Here is a 22174-nt window from a genome sequence, read left to right as displayed (position 1 = left end):
GTCTCAAACCGGCAAGCTCGTCTCCCCCACCGACGGATGCTGCTCGACGGGCGGATCGATCTTGGTGTCCTTCGCGAACCCAGTCAGCACCCTGTCCATCGACAGCCTGCCCGAACCGGCGAGCGCCAGGATGAACATGCCGCCGGCAATGGCGAGGTCCTTCTCGAAATGCAGCAATTCGTTCTGGCTGGCGAAGTTGGTGTGGAAGAGGCCGGCCGTCATCAGGCAGAACAGGCCGAGCCCGATCGCGCCCAACCGCGCCAGGATGCCGAGCGCCACCGACAGGCCGGCGCCGAGCTGCAACGCGATGGTGGCGAAAAGCAGCGGCGTGCCGACGCCGAGCGCGGCCATCGCCTTCTCAGCGCCCTCGAAATGGGTCGCCAGCTGCAGGCCTTCATGCACGAAGATCAGCGACAGCAGCAGCCGGCCGGCAAGCAGGACGACGTCGCTGGCGTGAAGTTTTTCGGCAAGTCTGATCGGTGTCATAGTCGGCTCCAGTCGTTGGAAACAGGCAGTTTGGAAAATGGGCGGTCGCCCGCGTCCATGCAGGTGCGCTTGAGATTGAAAGATCGGAGCCGGCGCGAGGGAGAGGAACGCCGGCTCCGGTTTTCGGGCGCTACCGCCGTGGCGCCCAAAAGGTGGCGAGCTCTTGCGAGCCGCCTATTTCGTCACCTTGGTGGCGATCGCCTGCTTGAGATCGGCAAGCTCCTCGCAGCCGGCCGGACAGAGCTTTTGCAGCGAGGCGAGTTGCTCGCTGGCCTTGGCCATGTCGCCGGTCTCGACATAGAGCTCGCCCAGATATTCATGCGCGGCTTTGTGGTCGGGCTGAAGCTCCAGCGCCTTGGTGTAGTAGGTGAGCGAGGTCTGGTAGTCGCCGGTCTTGCGCAGCGTGAAGCCGAGCAGGTTGTAGACGTCGGCCTGCTGCGTGTCCTGCGCGAGGTCGCGCAGGTCGGCCAGCGCGCTTTGATAGTCCTTGGCCTCGATCTTGGCTTTCACCGCCGTCAGGTCCGGCGCGTCGGCGCCTTCGATGTCGTCCACGGCATAGGCCGGAACGGCGATGGCGATCGGGGCCGCGGTCAAGACCGCAATGGCACCGAGCACCGCGAAAAGTGCGTGTTTCATTGTAGCTGTCGCTTTCTGTTCAGGATCCGATTCAAATCAGATCTGGGTTGGGGTGAAGGCGTAGGCATTGCCGTCCTTGACGAAGCTGCCTGTGCCGGGGAACGGGAAGTGCGAGCCGCAGATGCGGATATTGTCGGCGATCACCTGGTCGATAATCTTGTGGCGCGTGGCGATCGCCATCGGCCCGTCCTGGTCGTAGGCGCCCTGCCATTCGGGATGCGGGGCGAGCAGCGCCGGCACGTACATGGTGTCGGCCGAAACGAGGAACTGCTCGGAGCCGCCATCGACATGGTAGACGGAATGGCCAGGCGTGTGGCCGGGCGCCGCCATGATGCGGATGCCGGGCACCACTTCCGCGCCGTCGTCGACCAGCTTCCAGTTCTTCCATTTCGGGAAGTTCTCGGCGATGCGCTTGCCCGCGGGCTTGCGGCCCGCGGGCAGCTTGGCCAGACGGTCCGGATCGGTCCACCAATTATACTCAGTGGCGTTGACGATCAGCTCGGCATTCGGGAACACCGGATCGTTGGTGCCCTTTTCCATCAGGCCCCAGACATGGTCCGGATGGAAATGCGAGATCATGATGGTGTCGATCGCCTTGTAGTCGATGCCGGCCGCTTTCATGTTGGCCGGCAGATGCGTGGCGTTGGCTTGCCATTGGCCGACGCCGGAGCCGGCGTCCATCATGATGGTGCGGCCGTTCATCTGGAGCACCACGACGGTGAGCGGGATCGGCATGAACTCCGTGGTCAGCCCCGCCTTGGCGAGTGCCGCCTTGGTGTCATCGACCGACACGTCCTTGATGAAGGCCGGGTCGTGCGGCTTGCGCCAGATGCCGTCATAGACCGCGGTGACTTCGAGCGAGCCGACCTTATATTTGTAGAAGCCGACCAGCGGCTCGACCGGAGTTTCGGCGTGAGCCGCGGGCGCGAATTCCAGCTTGCCGGCAATGCCGAAGGCGGCAGCGGCGGCGGCGGATCCCAGCACCATGCGACGCGTCATATTGAACATCGGAAATCTCCTCTAATGGCTGCGGGTTGTTTCACGTTTCAGGCGGTAGTCCATTGGTTTGCCGCATGTCGTTGTCCCAAAACCGCTGCGCACTTTTGGGCGACATGCAGGGAATTGCGGAGGGCCGGTGCTGCCCTCCGCCGAGACTGCGGAAACCGGCGCCGACCGGTCCGACTGAAGACCGGCGCCGAGGAGATCAGGACTTCTGGCTTCCGACCCGGCGAGGCGTGCCTTCCTCACACTGGTGTCAGGACCTTCGGGCCGCCTCCTAGGCGAGGACCTTTCGGTCCCGCCTGGGATCAGAACCTGCGGTTCTGACTCCTGGGCGAGGACCTTCGGTCCTGCCGGCTTAATGACCCCAAATGCCCTGGCCGGGCTCTTCCGCAGCAATCCTGGCCGCCGGCTTCATGGCGTGGCGGGCCATTTCGGGCCTCGCGATGGAAGCGGTGGTGGTGGTGTCGACGACGGCAGCCTGCTGGCCGCCATTCGTCCAGGAGAAGTGGTCGCTGCCGGCAAAGGCGCTGCCGGTGACAACCAGGATGGCGACTGCGGCAAAGGCGGTTCTGTTCATGTGCGTATTCCTTCCGGGTTGGTTGATGCGTGCCTAGGGAGGATGGCCTCGCTACAGCCAAGACCCGGAAGGCCCGGGCTTTATTCCCCGGGGGCGGAAAGAATTTTTTGGAGGCAACGGAAGATCACGATTTTTGCGCGATGAACGGCCCGGTTAGCCGGCGTTAATCATGGCTTGAGTTTGTTGGCTCAAGGCAAGCCTCCAGGCCGCGAATGGCGCAACTTGAGGCGGGCATGGAAGTTCTAATTTAAGCACTTTCCTTTAACTCCGATCGATGGCGCATCGTCCTCCGATCGACGGAGCGTCGCCCAGGAAAGCTATTCGGGTTGAATTGACCGCGACAAATTTCACCATCGGTCGTATCAGGCAGGCCGTTTTCTCTTCCGCCAACGTGCCGGCGGCGATTGCCTTCGTCGTGCTCATGATCTGCGCGATCTTCGTCGACCAGCAGAACAAAACGGTTTCCGATCAACTCACGCGCGCCGACGTCCTCTACAAGGTCAACATCATCCGCGCCAAGCTGGAAGGAAACATCAACGGCAATCTCCAGCTGGTTCAGGGCCTCGTCTCGGCCATCGTCACCGAGCCCTATATGGGGCAGCAGAGATTTGCCTCCCTCGCTGCCAATCTCTTCAAGCAGAAATCGCAGTTGCGCAACATTGGCGGCGCGCCCGATCTCGTCATTTCGCTGATGTATCCGATGGAAGGCAACGAGAAGGCGATCGGCCTCGACTACCGCAAGAACGAGGCGCAACGCTTGGCGGCGCTTAGGGCGCGCGACCAGCGCATATCGGTGCTAGCCGGTCCCGTCGACCTCAGGCAGGGCGGGCGCGCCTTCATCGGCCGGATCCCTGTCTTCGTGCCGACAGCGGGGGGCGGCGATCGCTTCTGGGGCCTTGTCTCGGCGGCTATCGACATCGATCGGCTCTACGCCGCAAGCGGCCTCACCGACCCCGGTCTCGACATAGATGTGGCGCTTACCGGAAAGGATGCGCTTGGCGGTGGCGGCCAGCGCTTCTTTGGTGGCGCCGACATCGTCAAGAACAATCCGGTGACGGCAGAAGTGCAGCTGCCGTTCGGTTCCTGGCAGATATCGGCAATCCCAAAGGGCGGTTGGCCGACCGTGCCGAAGAACGAGCGGGTCTTGCAGGCGCTCATGGCGCTCGCCGCTGTGCTGGTGGTGCTGCCCATCCTGGTGGCCGGACGGCTGTTCGGCGAAAGGCAGAAAAACTATGCCGAATTGAGGCGCCTGTCCGGGAGGCTGGAACTGGCTCTGGAGGCTTCGGGCATCGGCGTGTGGGAGCAAGACCTCATCACCGACGAGCTGCTGTGGGACGATCGCGTCAATGAGATCTACAGCAAGCCCGCCGACGGGAAACCGCGCGGCTATGATGACTGGGCACTGGCGATCCACCCCGAGGATATCGCGCGGGCACAGCGCGAGTTCGACCTTGCCGTGGCTGCAAAAGGTCCCTACTCGTCGCAGTATCGACTGCTTCGCCCAGACGGCACCGTCCGCCATGTGCGCGCGCGTGCAAGCTACTTCCAGGACAGCGACGGCACGCCGAAGATGGTCGGGGCCGAATGGGACGTGACCAGCGACGTTCTGCTCAACGAGAATCTGGTGCGTGAACGGCAATTGTCGGAATCGAAGAATGCCGAACTCAAGACCGCCAAGGCGCGCATCGAGCATGTTGCGCTGCACGATTCATTAACAGGCCTGCCCAATCGCCGTTACCTCGACGAGATGCTGGCCAATTCGCCCGAGGATCGCACAGCGCTGCTGCATCTCGACCTCGACCGCTTCAAGCACATCAACGACACGCTCGGCCATGCGGCAGGCGACGCCATGCTCATGCATGCCTCGAAGGTCATCAAAGCCAACGTCCGGGTAGGCGACTTCGTGGCGCGCATCGGCGGAGACGAGTTCGTTGTGGTGTGCCAGGGGCGCGATGACAATGAACTCGCCGCGCTAGCGGACCGTATCATCGAAGAAATGCGCCAGCCCGTCGACTATAAAGGCCACCAATGCCGGTTCGGAGTCAGCATCGGGATTGCCGCGCTTAGCGGCGTCGATGCAAAGCAGCTGCTGGTCAACGCCGATCTCGCGCTCTATCGAGCCAAGAGCCGCGGTCGCAATCGTTATGAGTTCTTCAACGAAGAGCTGCAGAGCGAGATCGTCAGGACCAAGCAGACCGCGGACGAGATCCTGGGCGGGCTGGAGCGCAACGAATTCATCGCTTATTACCAACCACAGTTCGATGCGAAGACACTCGAGATCGTCGGCGTCGAGGCGCTGGCTCGCTGGCGCCATCCAAGACGCGGCATCCTCGCCCCCGACATCTTCCTCAAAGTGGCCGAGGAATTGAATGTGGTCTCGCTGATCGACCGCACGATCCTCGAACAAACGCTGCAGAATTTCCAGCGCTGGTCGCGCGACGGTCTCAACATCCCGCGCTTTTCCGTCAACGTCTCGGCACGAAGGCTGGAGGACAAAGACCTGATCAACGGCCTGCGCAAGCTGCCGATCAAGGAGGGAACCGTCTCATTCGAGCTCGTGGAATCGATTTTCCTGGACGAAAATGACGAGCTTGTCGCCTGGAACATCGAGCACATCAAGGAACTCGGGATCGACATCGAGATCGACGATTTCGGCACGGGCCATGCATCCGTCGTCAGCCTGCTCAAACTGCAACCGAGCCGTCTCAAGATCGACCGGCAGCTCGTCACGCCGATAACCGGCTCGGCGGCGCAGCGGCGGCTGGTGTCGTCAATCATCGAGATCGGCAAATCGCTCGGCATTGGCGTCGTGGCGGAAGGCGTCGAGACGATGGAACATGCGCGCATCCTGAAGGACCTCGGCTGCGACATCCTGCAAGGCTACGCATTCGGGCGCCCGATGGACGCAAAATCCTTCAGGACCTTCGCCATATCGCGCAAATGGCTGGCCACGGCATAGCGGACGATGCGAGCCGCCGTTGACAGCACCGCCGCCGGCCGCGCGGGTTGTCCAGCAACGATAGGACAGCCTTGTCGAGAGTGACAGCAGCTCTAGTCATCCAACTGTCACACCAGGCGGCAACCTCCATGGTAGGTTTGCCGTGGCCGCCCCCGCGGCCCCGACCGCATCAAGAGCCGGCGAAGCCGCCATGAACATCGCCCTCCCCGCCGAAGGCACCGACCTCTCGCCCTATTTGCCGGACGAGCACGGGCTGTTCTTCATCTACCATTTCAAGGCCGATGGGAGCCGCACCATGGATCCAGCGGAGGCGCATTGGAGCTGGCGCAGCTACCAGATCACCGACATGCGCGCCCGCCAGGAGATCAGCGCCGAGCAGGCCCTGCCGGCGCCGGTGCGCGATGCCTTCCTGTTGCCCAGCCATGGCTGCCAGATCGATTTCGAAGACGACTTCCTCTATGGCGACCTGCCCGACCTCAGGCACGATTTCGCCGAGGCGCGCGGGCTCACCCATTTCCGCTTCGCCTTCAACGACAGGATGCTGATCGGCGCCCGCAAGCAGCCGCTGGAATCGGTCGACAAGATCCGCAAGCTGGTAGAGAGCGGCGCGCGAAAATTCCGCACGCCGGCCGAGCTGATCGAGGCGGTGATGGGCCAGTCGCTCGACGGCATGGCGGCCGAGCTCGACAAGATGGGCGACAGGCTCGACGGCATCGAGGACCGCATCGTGTGCGATGCATGGCACAATGAGCGCCAGGCGCTGGTCGACGCGCGCCGGCAGCTGGTGCTGATCCACCGGCAGATGGCGACGCTCACCAGCCTCTTCCGCCATCTCGACCATTCGCATCGCAACGAACTGCCCGATCCCATCAACGACATGGCGACCAGGCTCTCGCACCGGGCGCACACGCTGCATCACGACGGCGAGCAACTGCAGGCGCGCACACGCCTGTTGCAGGACGAGCTGATGGCCAAGCTGACCGAGCAGTCGAACCAGTTGCTCTATATCCTCTCCGTCATGACGGCGGTGCTGTTGCCGATGACCATCATCTCCGGCCTGTTCGGCATGAATGTCGGCGGATTGCCGCTCGTCGGCACGCCGCAGGGATTCTGGGTGGTGACGGCGATCTCGGTCGTCATCGCCGGCATCATCTACATGTTCGTGCGACGGCTCGGGCGGGTCTGACCATCAAGCTGTTGCCCGCAAATCCTCGACGATGGTGCCGGCGGCACGGACTTCGGCTTCGTGGCCAGGCTCGCGCCACGTCTCGGCAAGTCCGGCCGCGTACCATTCGCGCATGGCCGGTAGATCGAGCAGCCGCCGCGGATAGTTAGCCGCTTCGCCTTCGAAAGTCAGGCCATAGGACTGCGCCCTGAATGCGATGGGAGCAAAGAAGGCATCAACGGCGCCGAAACGGTCGCCGGCCAGGAAAGGTCCGCCGAAACGCGCAAGGCCGTAGTTCCACAAATCTCCCATGCGGAAGATGTCTTGCTTCAGCGCGCCGGACATCGGCAATGGCGCGACGCGCACGCCGCAGCTCATCGGGCAGTCATTGCGCATCGCGGTGAAGCTCGAATGCATCTCGGCGGCGGCCGAGCGCGCCCACGCGCGCGCCTTCGCCTCCGCCGGCCACACGCCCTGGTGGCGTTCGGCCAGGTATTCGACGATCGAGAGCGAATCCCAGACCGCCCAGCCGTCATCGATAAGGCAGGGCACCCGGCCGTTGGGCGAGAATTGTCGGTAGAGATCGAAACTCGATCCGCTCGGGAACGGCGCCAACCGCTCCTCGAAGGGAATGTCGAGGACGCGCATCAGCAACCACGGCCGCAGCGACCAGGACGAATAGTTCTTGTTGCCGATATGCAGAACGTACATCAGTCCCCTGCCCTGTTTGATGCAACCCTAGACGGAAAACTGTCTCGAACTTTCCCTGGAAGCTACTTTATCGCGGGCTCCGGCTGGCGGACCTCGCGGCCCCTGAACATCGACCATGAATACATCGCCAGCGCCGTCCAGATCAGCGCGAAGGCTATGGCCTGGGTGGTGCCGAACGGTTCATCGAAGATCAGCACGGCGATCAGGAAGACCATGGTCGGCGCGATATATTGCATGATGCCGATGGTGGACAGGCGCAGCAGCCTGGCGCCGAAGGCAAACAGCAGCAACGGCACTGCGGTGACCGGACCGCAGCCGATCAGCAAGGCCGCGTCGGCACCCGTGCTGGAGATGAAATGATCCTGGCCGGTGGCGATCAGGTAGACGATGTAGCAGAGCGCCGGCACCGACAGCAAAAGCACTTCGAGCAGGAAGCCCTGGCTCGGGCCGATCGGCAGCGTCTTGCGGAAAAAACCGTAGGCGGCAAAGGAGAAGGCGAGCGCCAGCGATACCCATGGCAATTTGCCGGCCTCGACTGTGAGCACCGTCACCGCGATCGTGGCGAGCGCCACCGCGGCGATCTGCAGCCTGTCGAGCCGTTCGCCGAGCAGAACGGCGCCGACGACGACGCTGACCAGCGGGTTGATGTAATAGCCGAGCGCCGTCTCGACGGTGCGGTCGACCGCGATCGCCCAGACATAGATGCCCCAGTTGATCGAGATCAGCACTGCCGTCAGCGCAGCCATGGCAAGGCTTTTCGGCGAGCGGATCGCCGCCTTGAAGTCGGCGGTGCGGCCGGCCCAGATGAGCACCGCCGCGGCGATCGGCACTGACCAGACGACGCGGTTGGCGATCACCTCGGCAAGCGGCAGATGCGCCACCGCCTTCATGTAGAAGGGCAAGAGCCCCCAAAGGAAATAGGCGCCAAGTGCCAGGAGGAAGCCGCGGCGGCCTTTGGCATCCTGATCGAGATCGACTGTAGCGGTGACCATGGCCTAACGCTATGGCCCAGCGGAGCGCCCAAGACCATCACAAAATTATGATGGATCAATGGAGTTTTGGTGATGGTTCAAGGAAGTCGCAGTTCCTCGCCCCACGGAGTGGGGAGAGGTGGCCCGGCGAAGCCGGGACGGAGAGGGGTCAGCGCCGCGGCTGACAATCACCGCTTCGGGTAAGCATTCTGGTGACCAACCTCGCGCCCTCTCTTGCATTGACTCTGGCTTCGCGAAGGTCGCCCCCTCTCCGTCCCGGCTGCGCCGGGACACCTCTCCCCCACTTTGTGGGGGCGAGGAAGGGCGGCGGCCTACTCCGCCGCCACCAGTCCCGCCATCTCGCGGTTCTTCATCAGCTTGTAGACGATCGAATCCATCAGCGCCTGGAAGGAGGCGTCGATGATGTTTTCCGACACGCCGACCGTCCACCAGCGGGCTCCAGTGGAATCGTGCGATTCGACGAGGACGCGAGTGATGGCCTCGGTGCCGCCGTTGAGGATGCGCACTTTGAAGTCGGCGAGCTCGAGGTCGACGATCTCGCTCTGGTACTTGCCGAGATCCTTGCGCAGCGCGATGTCGAGCGCGTTGACCGGGCCGTGGCCTTCGGCCACCGACATCTTCTCCTCGCCGTCGACCTCGACCTTCACGATCGCCTCGGAGACGGTCTTCAGATTGCCGTTGGCGTCGAAGCGGCGCTCGACCATGCAGCGGAAGGAGGTGACGTTGAAGAACTCCGGCAGGCCGTGCAGCATCTTGCGGGCAAGCAGCTCGAACGAGGCGTCGGCGCCCTCATAGGCATAGCCCTCAGCCTCGCGCTCCTTGACCACTGCAATCAGCGCGTCGAGCCGGTGATCGTCCTTCGGCACGTCGATGCCGCGCCGCTTCAGCTCGGCGAGGAAATTGGCCTTGCCGCCCTGGTCCGAGACCATGACGCGACGGCGGTTGCCGACGGCTTCCGGCGGCACATGCTCATAGGTCGCCGGCTCCTTGGCCAGGGCCGAGGCGTGGATACCGGCCTTGGTGGCGAAGGCGGAGGAGCCGACATAGGGTGCCTGCGCTTCCGGCGCCCGGTTGAGCAATTCGTCGAAGGCGCGGGAGAGCCTGGAGATTCCGGTCAGCGCCTCGGTCGAAATGCCGGTTTCGAAACGATCGGCGAAGGCGGGCTTCAGCGAAAGCGTCGGGATGATGGAGATGAGATTGGCGTTGCCGCAGCGCTCGCCGATGCCGTTCAGCGTGCCCTGGATCTGACGCACGCCGGCTTCGACGGCGGCGAGGGAATTCGCCACCGCCTGGCCGGTGTCGTCATGGGCATGGATGCCGAGATGATCGCCCGGGATGCCGCCGGCGATGACCTTTTCGACGATGGCACGTACTTCCGAAGGCTGCGTGCCGCCATTGGTGTCGCACAGCACCACCCAGCGCGCGCCGGCATCGTAGGCGATTTTGGCGCAGGCCAGCGCGTAATCCGGATTGGCCTTGAAGCCGTCGAAGAAATGCTCGCAGTCGACCATGGCCTCCTTGGCCGAAGCGACCGCCGCCTCGACCGAGGCCTTGATCGATTCGAGATTCTCCTCGTTGGTGCAGCCGAGCGCAACGCGCACATGATAGTCCCAACTCTTGGCGACGAAGCAGATGGCGTCCGACTTCGACTGCACCAGCGCGGCCAGCCCCGGGTCGTTGGAAGCCGAGACCCCCGGCCGCTTCGTCATGCCGAAGGCGACGAATTTCGCGCTCTCAGTGCGTTTCTTCTGGAAAAACGTCGTGTCGGTCGGGTTGGCGCCCGGATAGCCGCCCTCGACATAGTCGATGCCGAAGTCGTCGAGCAGCTTGGCGATCGCGATCTTGTCCTCGACGGAAAAGTCGATGCCTGGCGTCTGCTGGCCGTCGCGAAGAGTCGTGTCGAAGAGGTAAAGGCGTTGCTTGGTCATGGCTGTAGCTCGAAAGGCTGCGATCCTTCGCCGTGGAGAGCGACGTGCATCACTATTTCCCCGCGAACCGATCGGTCGCCCGGATCAGCCGGTCCAGTATCCCGGGCTCCGAATAGGCGTGGCCTGCCCCCTCGATGAGGTGGAAATCAGCCTTCGGCCAGGCCTTGTGCAGCGCCCAGGCATATTTCGCCGGGCACGGCATGTCATAGCGGCCGTGGACGATGGTGCCGGGGATGTCCTTCAGCTTCCAGGCGTCGCGCAGCAGCTGCCCCTCCTCCAGCCAGCCGGCGTGGACGAAATAGTGGTTCTCGATACGGGCGAAGGCGATCGCGTAGTCTTCCTGGGCGAACGGGTCGCTGGTCTCGGGCTCGGGAAGCAGCGTGATCGTCTCGCCTTCCCAGATGCTCCAGGCACGGGCGGCCTGAACCTGAGCATTGCGGTCGGAGCCGACCAGCCGCTTGCGATAGGCGGCCATCATGTCGCCGCGCTCGGCCTCCGGGATCGGCGCCAGGAAGCGCTCCCATTTGTCGGGGAACATCTCGGAGACGCCGAACTGATAATACCATTCGAGCTCGGCGCGGGTCAGCGTGTAGATGCCGCGCACGACGAGTTCGCTGACGCGCTCGGGATGCGTCTCGGCATAGGCGAGCGCCAGCGTCGAACCCCAGGAGCCGCCGAACACCAACCATTTGTCGAAGCCGGCCATCTCGCGCAGGCGCTCGATATCGGCGACGAGGTGCCAGGTGGTGTTCGCCTCCAGCGAGGCGTTGGGTGTCGACTTGCCGCAACCGCGCTGGTCGAACAGGATGACGTCATAGAGTTTCGGGTCGAACAGGCGCCGGTGTTTCGGCGAGATGGTGCCGCCCGGGCCGCCATGCAGGAACACGGCGGGTTTGGCGCCCTTGGTGCCGCAGCGCTCCCAATAGACGGTGTGGCCGTCGCCGACGTCGAGCATGCCGGAATCGAACGGCTCGATCTCGGGGTAGAGCGTACGCAAGGAACCGCTGTGGATCGTCATAGTTTCAAGCCCTGCTGCGGCCAGTTGGCCGTCTCGTGGTCGGGATGCTGGAAGGAGATGATCTGCTCCTGCCGCCGATAGAAGTCGGGGTCGTCAAGGATCGGCGCCTCGAAGATCTTTTCCACCCAGGGTAGGCGAACCGCGTAATTCACCTGGATCTGCGGCGCGAGGTCGGAGCGGTCGTCGAAAGCGCCGATGGCGATCTCCAGCGAGCCGGGCTGGCGATAGGTCAGCGGCGTGCCGCAGCGGGCGCAGAAGCCGCGGTCGATGTTGACCGAGGACTGAAAGTAGCTCGGCTCCTCATGGGTCCACTCGACGCCGTCCTTCGGCACCGTCACCAGCGCGCCGAAGAAATTGCCGAACTGTTTCTGGCACATGCGGCAATGGCAGATGGACGGGCGCCCGAGCTTGCCGTGGACGCGGAAACGTACGGCGCCGCACTGGCAGCCGCCTGTTCGAACTTGATCGGTCATGGTCTTTCCTCCGGCGGCCATTGGTCGGTGTCGTGATCGGGATGCTGATAGGAGACGAGCTCGGCCAGGTAAGGCGCAGACGCGATATCGGCCATCGTGTCCTCGGACGGCAGTTTGGGGATGGCGTCGACATAGGGAAGCTTTGCTTCGATGCCCCACTGGATGGTGGGCGCGATGCCGGTCGGATCATCGAAGGCGGCGATCGCCAGTGCTGTGCCATCCGGTGCCTCGAAAGTCAGCGGCGTTCCGCATTCGGCGCAGAAGCCACGCCAGACGGCGTTGGACGAGCGGAAGCGCTTCGGCTCGCCGCGCGTCCAGTCGAGCGTGGCGCCGCGCACCGAGACCAGCGGCAGATAGAAATTGCCGCTCGCCTTCTGGCACATGCGGCAATGGCAGACCGAAGCGTCACCCAGCGCGCCCTCGACGCGGAAGCGCACGGCGCCGCACTGGCAGCCGCCTGTATAGACCGGCCGGTTGTCGAGGCTCATCGGTCACTCCTGGTCATGGGCTTACTCCGCATCATGGCAGACCGCCTCGACATTGTTGCCGTCGGGATCGAAGACGAAGGCGCCGTAATAATTGGGGTGGTAGTGCGGCCTCAGGCCCGGCCCACCATTGTCCTTGCCGCCTGCGGCAAGCGCTGCTGCATGGAAAGCGTCGACCTCGGCGCGGCTGCGTGCGGTGAAGGCGACATGCTGAGTGGATTTGGGCTTGTCCCTGCTATCGCTCAGCCAGAACACCGGCCGGTCGCGGCCATAACCGCCAACCTTGGCGCCGCCGGTATATTCTTCCGGCACCATGTAAAGCAGCGAAGCCCCCAGCGGTGCCATCGCCTTGTCGTAGAAAGACTTGGATTTATCGAAGTCGGATACATTGACGCCGAGATGATCGATCACGGGACGAGCTCCTCCGTTTGTGGCGCGGGCGCATCGGCCAGGCCGGCCACGATGACGATGTGCTTGCAGGCATTGTCGATATCGCGGATCACGTCGTCGTTCCAGAAGCGCAGGATGGTCCAGCCTAAAGCTTCGAGCTTCGTGCTTCGTGCTGCGTCGGAAGCCGAAACTTCTTCAAGGGCGTGCTGAGAGCCGTCGATCTCGACGATCAGCTTTTTGTCGGGGCAGGCAAAGTCGACGATGTATCCTGCGATAGGCATTTGGCGTCGGAATGACAGGCCCATGAGCCTATGTGCCCTGATCTCGTTCCAGAGCTTCAGTTCGGCATCAGTCATTGCCTTGCGCATCTTGCGCGCATTGCCGCGATTGGCGGGAGATACCCGATGATGGGTCATCGCGAGGCCCCCCTCTCTGTCCTGCCGGACATCTCCCCCTCAAGGGGGGAGATTGGATGTCGCCTAGCCTTTCGCCAATCGCCAACGTTGGAGATGGGACGCTGTCGCCGAAGCTGCTGATCTCCCCCCTTGAGGGGGAGATGCCCGGCAGGGCAGAGGGGGGCGCCTCGCGCCAACCTCTCCACTAAAGGAACATCCGTCCTCACCGCTTGATCTCCCAGGTCGTCACGCGCTCGCCGGTAACCGGATCCTTGCCGTCCTTCAGCTGCACGCCCTGCGCCAGGAGCTCGTTGCGGATTCGATCACCCTCGGCCCAGTTCTTGGCAGCGATAAACTTCAGCCGATCGGCGATCGCCTTGGCGATCGCTTCCTCGTCCACCTTGGCCGCGCCCGTATCGAAGCCGAGGAAGGCCAGCGCAGTCTTCAGCGAAGCGGCGGCAGTATTCTCATTGGCACCGGTGTGCTCAACCGCCTCGCCGGCGAGCTGCGTCAGCCGCTGGAAGGCGGTGTAGGTGGCGAGGTCGTCCGACAGCGCTTCCACCACCTCGGCCGGCAATTCTTCTGCCGCCACAGGCGCGAGGTCTGCCGCGCGCTTCCATTTGCGCAGCGTGTTTTCGGCTTCCTCAAGCTTGCGCACGGAGAAGTCGATCGGCTCGCGGTAATGCGTCATCAGCATCGCCAGCCTGAGCACCTCGCCCGGCCAGGCGCGGCCGCCGAAAGTCTCGGTCTCCAGCAGCTCGTGGATCGAGAAGAAGTTGCCGAGGCTCTTCGACATCTTCTGGCCCTCGACCTGCAGGAAGCCGTTGTGCATCCACACATTGGCCATGACCTTGGTGCCGTGGGCGCAGCGCGACTGGGCGATCTCGTTCTCGTGGTGGGGGAAAATCAGGTCCAGCCCGCCGCCATGAATGTCGAAGACCTCGCCAAGATAGGCGGCCGACATGGCCGAGCATTCGATGTGCCAGCCGGGCCGGCCCCTGCCCCACGGGCTCTCCCAGCCCGGCTCTTCGGGGCTCGACAGTTTCCACAGCACGAAATCGCCGGGGTTCTTCTTGTGCGCGTCGACAGCGATGCGCGCGCCCGCCTGCTGCTCGTCGAGATTGCGCTTCGAGAGCTCGCCATAGTCCGGCATCGAGGCGGTGTCGAACAGCACCTCGCCTGCGGCGACATAGGCGTGGCCGCGTTCGATCAGCTGCCGGATCAGCGAGAGCATGTCGGCCTTGCCGTCGGCACGCGGCGCGACAAACTCGGTGGCGCGCGGCTCGTAGGTCGGCTGCAGGCAGCCGAGTGCCGCGACATCCTTGTGGTACTGGCCGGCGGTCTTTTCTGTGACCTTGCGGATCGCATCGTTGAGCGACAGCTTTCCGGCCGCGATGTCGTCGCCGAAGTCGCGCAACGCCCTGGCATTTATCTTGTCGTCGACATCCGTGATGTTGCGCACATACGTGACATGGCTTTCGCCGTAGAGATGGCGCAACAGGCGGAAGAGCACGTCGAAGACGATCGCCGGACGCGCATTGCCGATATGGGCAAAGTCGTAGACGGTCGGGCCGCAGACATACATGCGCACGTTGTGCGGATCGATCGGAACGAAAAGTTCCTTCGCCCGCGTCAGCGTGTTGTAGAGGCTGAGGCCCTTCGATGCGTCCGACATGCGGTTCCCGGTCCTTAATTTGGGTTCACTGGAACCGGCTCTGCGCCGACGGCGCAAATCAGGCTCCAGCCTGCTGGCCGGGGCGTTTTTTCCGATCTGGGGAAAGATGAGGCGAAAACGTCCGGACCAGCGCGAGGCTAGCCAATAATGCAAATGCCACAAATGGCGAAAGACGTTTTCATGGGCGGCTTTATCGCGCCGGCGGGTGTTGCCGTCAAGTCGCTCCGCTCAGGAAACATGTCGTTGGGTCACAGGTAAAGACAGGCCGAAACATTTTATTAAACATGTCGGCACAGTGATGAAACATTCGCCGACTAGACCGCCAGAAGTCACGATTTGGTCGGAATCAGCCGACAAACGCTGAACACGAAACCGTTATCAGGGAGAGAATCATGGCTCGCACCAAGCAGGAACAGGACCGACAAACGCAGCCGGCTCTCGCCAGCCACTACCGCGCGATCGGCCCGGCGGCCATCGTCGCAGCGCTTCTTCACACCGCGAAGAAGAAGAAGCCGACGCAGAAGATCGTCTCGCCGCGCGCCGCCTGACAAGAACGACCGGCACGGTCCCCGACCATGGGGACGCCGGCGATGAGGGCGCAACAAGCGCCCTGGAGATGAAGGCCCCAAAGCAGCCTCTCGAGGCGAGCAGCCTTCGCTAAAAGAGCGTCATCTGGTTTTCGTCCGCGCCGGGCTTCTGGCGCCTGACCTTCTCGGCCTGTGGCCCGACGACGCCCCGTTCCTGAATCTCCGGCCCGGTGTTGGCGACCTTGTTGACCAGGTCTGAAACCGGAATCGCCTCGAAGAAATCGGGCTCGGCGGGCTTCAATAGGTCGAGCACGTCGCGCGGCTCCTGCATGCGGCAATCGAGCCAGCGGGCGAAGTCGCGCTCCTCGATCACCACGGGCATGCGGTCATGGATATGGGCAATGCCGGCATTGGCCTCGGTCGTGATGATCGCGCCGGTATCCATCTCGGAACCGCCAGGTTCGGAGTAAGTCTCGATCAGGCCCGCGAAGGCAATCACCCCACCTCGCTTCGGCCGGATCCAGTAGGGCTGGCCCTTTTTGCCGCCCGACTGCTGCCATTCGTAAAAGCCGGAGGCCGGCACCAGAGCACGGCGGTGGCGCATGGCGGCTTTGAACGAAGCCTTTTGCAGCACGCCTTCGGAGCGGGCGTTGATGAGCAGCGGAAACGCCTTTGTGTCCTCGACCCAGGTAGGAATCAGGCCCCAGCGCACCAGCATCGCCTGACGATCCGGCAGGTTCGAGCCCGGCTCCCGTTGCGGCCCGGCAAGCGCCATCAGCACCGGCTGCGTCGGCGCGATGTTGTAGCGCGCCGGAAATTCCTCCAGTTCGGCCAGGCCGAGCAAGGCGGCGGTCTGGTCCGGCGTGGCGGTCAGGGCAAAGCGTCCGCACATGGATCTGGGTTCTTCGATTGACGTGCCACGAAAGTGGCGATGGAACCGCCAGGCTGCAACGGCTAAAGCTGGATTCGCCCAATCGGTCCACAAAAGGCTGCAGAAAGATCGGCACGCATGGAACAGCGCAAGATCATACCGGCCGTTTCCGTCGCCGTCGTGCGCGGCGGCACCGTGCTTCTGGTCAAGCGCGCGCGGGCGCCGTCGCAAGGGCTCTATGCCTATCCCGGCGGCAAGGTCGAGCCGGGCGAAACGCTTGCGCAAGCCGCGGCGCGCGAGTTGCAGGAAGAGACCGGGCTCGAGGCAACAGGCTACCGGCCGCTACGCGACATCCATATCGACGGCCATGCTGAAAACCACGCGGTCGACTACCTGCTGACCGTGTTCGGCGCTGCCTATGCCGGCGGCGAGCCCGTTGCCAGCGACGATGCCGAGACCGCTGCGTTCTACACGCTGGCGGAAATGGCAGGAATGCCGCTGGCGGGCGACGTGTTCTCGGTCGCCGAGGAATTGCTTGGGTCAGCGCAAGGCACAAGGCGGTGAGCATCCAGAATGGCCTTGCAGGCGAGGAAATGTTTCGCCACAAAGCCCTGCCCTTTCACCGCAAGGCTTTGATGACCCGCGCTCCCGCTTTTCTCGCCGCGTGCCTCGCCGTCAGCATGACCGTCGCAGCGTCCCCGGCGCCCGCCGCCGAGGCGCCTTTCGAGCCCGGGCTGATGCGGCTGGCGGAAGTCCTGGGATCGCTGCACTTCCTGCGCAACCTGTGTGGCGAGAAGGGCGACAAGTGGCGGGTCGAGATGGAAAAGCTGCTCGAATCGGAAAATCCCGATCCTGACCGACGCGCCCGCTTCATCGCCTCGTTCAACCGCGGCTACCGCTCCTTCAGCGGCACCTACACGCGATGCACGCCTTCGGCGACCGAGGCCATCGCGCGTTACATGAAGGAAGGCGAGACGCTGTCGCGCGACATCGCCTCCCGCTACGGCAATTGAGCCCGGCTCGGCCGCTGCGCGTTTTGGGCAGATTTGTTGCGGGCAATCGGCACCAATGTGACGTGCCTTATTGTGTCCTGTCCCGCTCTGGTGCAATCATGTGTTGCACTTGCGCAACAGTATTAATGAAACGTTAGCGCGCACCTGTGGAATTAACTCAAACTGAAGGTTTCGATGCCCCAAGCCGGTCTAATCGGCTAAGCTTGGCATCAATTGAGGGCAGTCTCGCCCGGAATGTGGATTTCGACCGTAAAAATGTCGTATTTACAAAGACTTAATTGAGACTGCGGACGAACTGACAGACCAAGCCGGATCCCTCGTCGGATCGACGCTTGTAGAAAGTGGATATCGCAATGGAACATGGTGTCAGCGACATCGACGCTTTGGTCAGGGAAGAAAAGCGGCTGACTGCCGTGGAGAGCCACAGCGAAGCGTGGGCCGAGGGCCTGTCGGCCGGCATCGAACCGGAAATCATAGCCGAAGCGGCGCTGGAGACCGCTTTCGGCGAGATGTTGCGCGCCAATGGCGAGACCTCGGCGCTTGCCCTGCTCGACCGCATGCGGGAAAAAGTGATCGCCGGCGCGTTCGAGCCGGAACGGCTGAAGCACTAGCCACCCGTTTTGACAGCGACTTTTTGATAGTGACTTTTGACGCGCCGTTTGGGCATCATGTCCATGCGCTCGGACATTCAATGTGCCGGCCGGGCCGAGCCCGGGAACCATGGAGAGGCAAGCGGTGAGATTTTCGATGTCAGGTCGGCCGCGCGGGCTGGCCCTCAGCATCCTGATCGCCGCCTCCTGCCTGGCGCTGCCTCTGTGCCTTACCAGCACGCCTTCCTACGCGCTGAGCGAGATTCAGCGCGAGGACGTGCCTTCGCCGGTCACCCCGCCCGCCAATGGCGACAGCGCCGCGCCCGGCGCTGCCGTGCCGATGCCGGAGGCGCCCGGCACCAAGCCCGCGGACGGCCAGCCGGCCGACGACACCGACAAGTCGGAGCCGGAGACGCCGCCCGCCAATGGCGGCATCACCAGCCCGCGCGCAGACCCTGACGCGCCGCCGCCCGCGGTCGTCTACGACCTCAACACGCTTCCCGAACCAGTCAAGCGCATGCACGGGCTGCTCATCGAGGCCTGCCGGACCGGCGACATCGAGAAGCTGAGGCCGCTGATCGGCAAAGGCGATTCCATGACGCAACTGTCGCTGGGCGACATCGATGGGGACCCGGTCACCTTCCTCAAGAGCCTTTCGGGCGACGGCGGCGGCCAGGAAATCCTCGCCATCCTGGAAGAGGTGCTTTCGGCCGGCTACGTCCATGTCGACACCGGTACGCCGCAGGAACTCTATGTCTGGCCGTATTTCTTCGCGCTGCCGCTCGACAAGCTCGATGCCAGGCAGCGCGTCGAATTGTTCAAGCTGGTCACCGCCAGCGACTATGACGACATGAAGCAGTTCGGCGCCTACATCTTCTACCGCGTCGGCATCACCCCGACGGGACAGTGGCTGTTCTTCGTCGCCGGGGATTGAATTTCGCCCTTACTCGGTAAGGCTGGCGGGACAGCGCCCCCCTCTGTCCTGCCGGACAGAGGGGGGCGCGAAGAAACACGACCATAGCGGATCGTCCTATTGCCGAGGATTGTTGCGATGGCTCAGGCAGTGGTCAGAAGGATGCCGTGACCGAATTCGTCGGCCAATTTCATGATAAGCAGCTTCTCACGCGCCGTAAGGCGCTTTTGGTCGACAAAGCGCCAGTTGCGTTCGTAAAGCGCAAAGGCCTCTTTCGCGGGAATAGGGCGCGCGACATCGCGGTTCCAGGCGAGCGCCTGGAGCTCAGGAAACTCCGCAGGAATGATCGGCGCAATATTCGCGGTCATAGCCTACTCAAGATAATGCAGAGCGCTTAACAAATCCAATGTCGGCGGGATCAGGCCGGCAGCGCCTCGGAGAACTCCACCGCCCTGCCCTGGCCGGGTGTCGCGATCTCGCCTTCCCACATGACGCGCGTGCCGCGCACGATGGTGCCGACCGGCCAGCCGGTGACCTCTTTGCCGTCATAGGGCGTCCATCCGGCCCTGGAGCCGGCCTGCGCGTTGGTGATGGTCTCGCGCCGCTTCATGTCGACGATCGTGAAATCGGCATCGTAGCCGGCGGCGATGCGGCCTTTCCTGGCCATGCCGAAAATGCGCTGCGGACCATGGCTGGAAAGGTCGACAAAGCGCTGCAGGCTGAGCCGGCCGGCATTGACGTGGTCGAGCATGATCGGCACCAGCGTCTGCACGCCGGTCATGCCGGACGGCGAGGCCGGATAGGGCTTCGCCTTCTCGGCCAGCGTGTGCGGCGCGTGGTCGGAGCCAAGGACATCGACCATGCCCTGCGAAATGCCGTGCCAGACGCCTTCACGATGGCGTGGCGCCCGCACCGGCGGGTTCATCTGGATGAGCGTGCCAAGCCGCGCATAGTCGTCGGCGCTCAGCGTCAGATGATGCGGCGTGGCCTCGCAGGTCGCGACATCCTTGTGCTGCTCGAGGAAGACGATCTCCTCGGCCGTCGATATGTGCAGCACATGGATGCGCGCGCGTGTCTGCCTGGCGATGCGCACCAGTCGCTCCGTGCAACGCAGCGCCGCGATCTCGTCGCGCCAGACGGGATGCGACGACGGATCGCCCTCGACGCGCTCGCCGAGCCGTTCGCGCAGGCGGAACTCGTCCTCGGAATGAAAGGCGGAGCGGCGGCGGGTGTTGCGCAGGATCGAGGCGACGCCTTCGTCGTCCTCGACCAGAAGGTCGCCGGTGGACGAGCCCATGAACACTTTTATGCCGGCCGCGCCCGGCAGCCGTTCCAGTTCGCCGACATCACGAGCATTGTCGCGCGTCCCGCCGACCCAGAAGGCGAAGTCGCAATGCATGCGGCCGGTAGCGCGGCGCACCTTGTCGGCAAGTGCTGCCTCGCTGGTGGTCAGCGGATTGGTGTTGGGCATTTCGAAGACGGCGGTGACGCCGCCCAGCACCGCGGCGCGGGAGCCGGTTTCCAGATCCTCCTTGTGCTCCAGCCCCGGTTCGCGAAAATGCACCTGGCTGTCGACGACGCCCGGCAGGATGTGCAGGCCCGTGCAGTCAATGGTTTCGCCGGCCGAAGCCTGGCCGAGATCGCCGATCCGCGCGATGCGTCCGGCCTTCACGCCGATGTCGCGCCGTCCCCCGCCGTCATGGTTGACCACCGTGCCGCCTGTCAGGATGAGGTCGAAGGTGGTTGCCATGGGCAGGTCCAATCTCTTGCGGGGGGAGTGTGGCCGGCTTACGTAATGACCGGACGTTTTGCAAGACAGGCCGATTTCACGCTCATGCCCTTTGCCCAAATCAAAGACCGCGCGCTCATTTCCGTGTCGGGCCCCGATGCCGGGCATTTTTTGCAGAACATCCTCACCACCGATCTCGACATGCTTGCGCCCGGTGAGGCGAGACCCGGCGCACTGCTTTCGCCGCAGGGCAAGATCCTGTTCGATTTCCTGGTCTCGCGCGCCGGCGACGATGGCTTCCAACTGGAATGCCGGGCCGACATCGCCGACGACTTCGTGCGCAGGCTGATGCTTTACCGGCTAAGGGCAAAGGCCGAGATCGCCAAGCAGGATCAGGTGCTTGTCACAGTCGCATGGGGTGATGATTCAACCGCCTCACGTTCTGATTCAACAGCGCTCTCCGACACGCGGTTTCAAGATATCACGGTTACGCGCACTTATGGCGGCGAGGCGCGGGACGGCGGCGACCCGAATGGCTGGCTGAACATGCGCATCGGCAACGGCATTGCCGAAAGCGGCAGCGACTACCAGCTTGGCGATGCCTTCCCGCATGACGTTCTGCTCGACGAGACGGGCGGCGTCGGTTTCAAGAAGGGCTGCTATATCGGCCAGGAAGTGGTCTCGCGCATGCAGCATCGCGGCACCGCGCGGCGCCGTGTGCTGATCGCTTCGGCCGATAGCCCCCTGCCCGCCGCCGGGACCGAGCTCACCGTGGCCGGCCGACTGGTGGGCACGCTCGGGTCTGTCGGCCACCGGACCGGTCTCGCCATTGCCCGCATCGACCGCGTCAAGGCGGCGCTGGATGCCGGCGAGGCGATCACGGCGGGCGAGATTCCGGTAAGGCTCGCCATTCCCGCCTGGGTGAAGTACACCTTCCCTGAAGGTGCGGTCAGCGCGGAGGAGGCCTGATGGCGGCCGACCGGGCCGGCGCGCCGCCGCGCGCCTGGCAACGCATGCTGTCCGGCCGGCGGCTCGACCTGCTCGATCCCTCGCCGCTGGACATCGAGATCGCCGATATCGCGCACGGGCTCGCCCGCGTCGCGCGCTGGAACGGCCAGACCAGAGGCGACCATGCCTTCTCGGTGGCGCAGCATTCGCTGCTGGTCGAAGCTCTCTACGGTGAACTGGCGCCTGCAGCCCCGGCCGAGGCGCGGCTCGCAGCGCTGCTGCATGATGCGCCGGAATATGTCATCGGCGACATGATCTCGCCGTTCAAATCGGTGATGGGCGGTTCCTACAAGGATTGCGAGCTGCGCCTGCAGCGCGCGATCCATCTGCGTTTCTCGCTGCCGGCGGAACTCGCCGCCTCCTTGCGCAACGACATCAAGCGCGCCGACCAGATCGCCGCCTATTACGAGGCGACGCTACTGGCCGGCTTTTCGACCGCTGAGGCGACCGAGTATTTCGGCCGGCCGCGCGGCTTCTCCGCCGATAGCTTCGACTTCACACCAAAATCCGTGACTTGGGCGCAAACAGCTTTTCTCAGGCGTTTCAAGACGCTGGAAACCAGGCGCCAGTTTTCGCGCGCGGTCAATTCCACCCCTTAATAGAACGCTAAATTAACCGGCGAGCAGGACAG

The 22174-nt window shown here is 63.7% G+C and carries 25 protein-coding genes; 9 read left to right on the top strand and 16 right to left on the bottom strand.

Annotated elements, in window-relative coordinates; genetic code table 11:
• Window positions 1–3 precede the first annotated feature (3 nt).
• From LB520_RS25640 to LB520_RS25625, 4 genes are all read right to left on the bottom strand, one after another.
• Entirely contained in the window at window positions 4–486 is a 483-nt protein-coding gene (locus LB520_RS25640; RefSeq protein WP_224639807.1) for a DoxX family protein, read from the bottom strand.
• A 174-nt stretch (window positions 487–660) separates the two neighbouring features.
• A complete protein-coding gene (locus LB520_RS25635; protein WP_224525091.1) occupies window positions 661–1122 on the bottom strand; it encodes a tetratricopeptide repeat protein in 462 nt (153 codons plus the stop codon).
• Window positions 1123–1158: 36 nt separating this feature from the next.
• The gene (locus tag LB520_RS25630) at window positions 1159–2130 is read right to left on the bottom strand and encodes an MBL fold metallo-hydrolase (RefSeq protein ID WP_224639806.1); all 972 of its coding nucleotides are present in this window, start codon (window positions 2128–2130) and stop codon (window positions 1159–1161) included.
• Between the two features lie 349 nt (window positions 2131–2479).
• Window positions 2480–2701: a DUF680 domain-containing protein gene (locus LB520_RS25625; protein WP_224639805.1), complete on the bottom strand. Its 222-nt coding sequence runs from the start codon at window positions 2699–2701 to the stop codon at window positions 2480–2482.
• A 421-nt stretch (window positions 2702–3122) separates the two neighbouring features.
• Here LB520_RS25625 and LB520_RS25620 point away from each other — a divergent pair, with 421 nt between their 5' ends.
• Window positions 3123–5660: an EAL domain-containing protein gene (locus tag LB520_RS25620; protein WP_224639828.1), complete on the top strand. Its 2538-nt coding sequence runs from the start codon at window positions 3123–3125 to the stop codon at window positions 5658–5660.
• Between the two features lie 190 nt (window positions 5661–5850).
• Window positions 5851–6846 (top strand): transporter, encoded by a 996-nt coding sequence (locus LB520_RS25615; RefSeq protein WP_224639804.1) that lies wholly within the window; start codon window positions 5851–5853, stop codon window positions 6844–6846.
• A gap of 3 nt (window positions 6847–6849) precedes the next feature.
• On the opposite strand, the gene LB520_RS25610 is transcribed toward LB520_RS25615, so the two are convergent.
• The 9 genes from LB520_RS25610 to cysS form a co-directional block, all read right to left on the bottom strand.
• Entirely contained in the window at window positions 6850–7536 is a 687-nt protein-coding gene (locus LB520_RS25610; RefSeq protein ID WP_224639803.1) for a glutathione S-transferase, read from the bottom strand.
• Window positions 7537–7598: 62 nt separating this feature from the next.
• Entirely contained in the window at window positions 7599–8528 is a 930-nt protein-coding gene (gene rarD, locus LB520_RS25605) for an EamA family transporter RarD (protein WP_224639802.1), read from the bottom strand.
• Window positions 8529–8839: 311 nt separating this feature from the next.
• On the bottom strand, window positions 8840–10456 hold the full coding sequence (gene cimA, locus LB520_RS25600) for a citramalate synthase (protein ID WP_224639801.1): 1617 nt from the start codon (window positions 10454–10456) through the stop codon (window positions 8840–8842).
• A 52-nt stretch (window positions 10457–10508) separates the two neighbouring features.
• Complete coding sequence (gene pip, locus LB520_RS25595) at window positions 10509–11474, bottom strand: prolyl aminopeptidase (RefSeq protein ID WP_224633104.1); 966 nt, start codon at window positions 11472–11474, stop codon at window positions 10509–10511.
• Window positions 11471–11947, bottom strand: a complete 477-nt coding sequence (locus LB520_RS25590) for a GFA family protein (protein ID WP_095767181.1) — start codon at window positions 11945–11947, stop codon at window positions 11471–11473. Before LB520_RS25590 ends, pip begins: the two co-directional genes overlap by 4 nt.
• Window positions 11944–12435 (bottom strand): GFA family protein, encoded by a 492-nt coding sequence (locus LB520_RS25585; protein ID WP_095766961.1) that lies wholly within the window; start codon window positions 12433–12435, stop codon window positions 11944–11946. Before LB520_RS25585 ends, LB520_RS25590 begins: the two co-directional genes overlap by 4 nt.
• A gap of 21 nt (window positions 12436–12456) precedes the next feature.
• Window positions 12457–12843: a VOC family protein gene (locus LB520_RS25580; protein ID WP_224639800.1), complete on the bottom strand. Its 387-nt coding sequence runs from the start codon at window positions 12841–12843 to the stop codon at window positions 12457–12459.
• Entirely contained in the window at window positions 12840–13238 is a 399-nt protein-coding gene (locus LB520_RS25575; RefSeq protein WP_224639799.1) for an endonuclease domain-containing protein, read from the bottom strand. The genes LB520_RS25580 and LB520_RS25575 overlap by 4 nt, the downstream gene beginning before the upstream one ends.
• Before the next feature lie 202 nt (window positions 13239–13440).
• On the bottom strand, window positions 13441–14892 hold the full coding sequence (gene cysS, locus LB520_RS25570) for a cysteine--tRNA ligase (protein ID WP_224639798.1): 1452 nt from the start codon (window positions 14890–14892) through the stop codon (window positions 13441–13443).
• 392 nt (window positions 14893–15284) lie between these two features.
• Here cysS and LB520_RS25565 point away from each other — a divergent pair, with 392 nt between their 5' ends.
• Window positions 15285–15440 carry a hypothetical protein gene (locus LB520_RS25565; RefSeq protein ID WP_095766957.1) on the top strand — a complete coding sequence of 52 codons (156 nt, stop codon included), beginning with the start codon at window positions 15285–15287 and terminating at the stop codon, window positions 15438–15440.
• 109 nt (window positions 15441–15549) lie between these two features.
• Here LB520_RS25565 and LB520_RS25560 read toward each other — a convergent pair whose 3' ends face one another.
• Window positions 15550–16311 carry an SOS response-associated peptidase gene (locus LB520_RS25560; protein ID WP_224639797.1) on the bottom strand — a complete coding sequence of 254 codons (762 nt, stop codon included), beginning with the start codon at window positions 16309–16311 and terminating at the stop codon, window positions 15550–15552.
• Between the two features lie 117 nt (window positions 16312–16428).
• Here LB520_RS25560 and LB520_RS25555 point away from each other — a divergent pair, with 117 nt between their 5' ends.
• The 4 genes from LB520_RS25555 to LB520_RS25540 all read left to right on the top strand — a co-directional run bounded on the left by LB520_RS25555 (window position 16429) and on the right by LB520_RS25540 (window position 18827).
• Window positions 16429–16854 (top strand): NUDIX hydrolase, encoded by a 426-nt coding sequence (locus LB520_RS25555; protein WP_140842471.1) that lies wholly within the window; start codon window positions 16429–16431, stop codon window positions 16852–16854.
• A gap of 71 nt (window positions 16855–16925) precedes the next feature.
• Window positions 16926–17303: a TIGR02301 family protein gene (locus LB520_RS25550; protein WP_224525208.1), complete on the top strand. Its 378-nt coding sequence runs from the start codon at window positions 16926–16928 to the stop codon at window positions 17301–17303.
• Between the two features lie 353 nt (window positions 17304–17656).
• Window positions 17657–17914, top strand: coding sequence for a hypothetical protein (locus tag LB520_RS25545; protein ID WP_040984202.1), 258 nt, complete (start codon window positions 17657–17659; stop codon window positions 17912–17914).
• A 124-nt stretch (window positions 17915–18038) separates the two neighbouring features.
• The gene (locus tag LB520_RS25540) at window positions 18039–18827 is read left to right on the top strand and encodes a hypothetical protein (protein ID WP_224639796.1); all 789 of its coding nucleotides are present in this window, start codon (window positions 18039–18041) and stop codon (window positions 18825–18827) included.
• Window positions 18828–18949: 122 nt separating this feature from the next.
• Here LB520_RS25540 and LB520_RS25535 read toward each other — a convergent pair whose 3' ends face one another.
• Window positions 18950–19174: a hypothetical protein gene (locus tag LB520_RS25535; protein ID WP_095766953.1), complete on the bottom strand. Its 225-nt coding sequence runs from the start codon at window positions 19172–19174 to the stop codon at window positions 18950–18952.
• A 50-nt stretch (window positions 19175–19224) separates the two neighbouring features.
• Complete coding sequence (locus tag LB520_RS25530; RefSeq protein ID WP_224639795.1) at window positions 19225–20556, bottom strand: dihydroorotase; 1332 nt, start codon at window positions 20554–20556, stop codon at window positions 19225–19227.
• 84 nt (window positions 20557–20640) lie between these two features.
• Between LB520_RS25530 and LB520_RS25525 the strand changes: the two genes are divergently transcribed.
• Both LB520_RS25525 and LB520_RS25520 read left to right on the top strand, forming a co-directional pair.
• Window positions 20641–21504, top strand: coding sequence for a YgfZ/GcvT domain-containing protein (locus tag LB520_RS25525; RefSeq protein ID WP_224639827.1), 864 nt, complete (start codon window positions 20641–20643; stop codon window positions 21502–21504).
• Window positions 21504–22142, top strand: coding sequence for a YfbR-like 5'-deoxynucleotidase (locus LB520_RS25520; protein WP_224639794.1), 639 nt, complete (start codon window positions 21504–21506; stop codon window positions 22140–22142). The genes LB520_RS25525 and LB520_RS25520 overlap by 1 nt, the downstream gene beginning before the upstream one ends.
• Window positions 22143–22174 lie beyond the last annotated feature (32 nt).

The sequence above is a fragment of the Mesorhizobium sp. CA12 genome (genome assembly GCF_020165255.1).
In the GTDB taxonomy this organism is placed as follows: Bacteria; Pseudomonadota; Alphaproteobacteria; order Rhizobiales; family Rhizobiaceae; genus Mesorhizobium.
The sequence above is the reverse complement of the archived record's forward strand: the minus strand, read 5'-3'. Positions and strand labels throughout refer to the sequence as shown.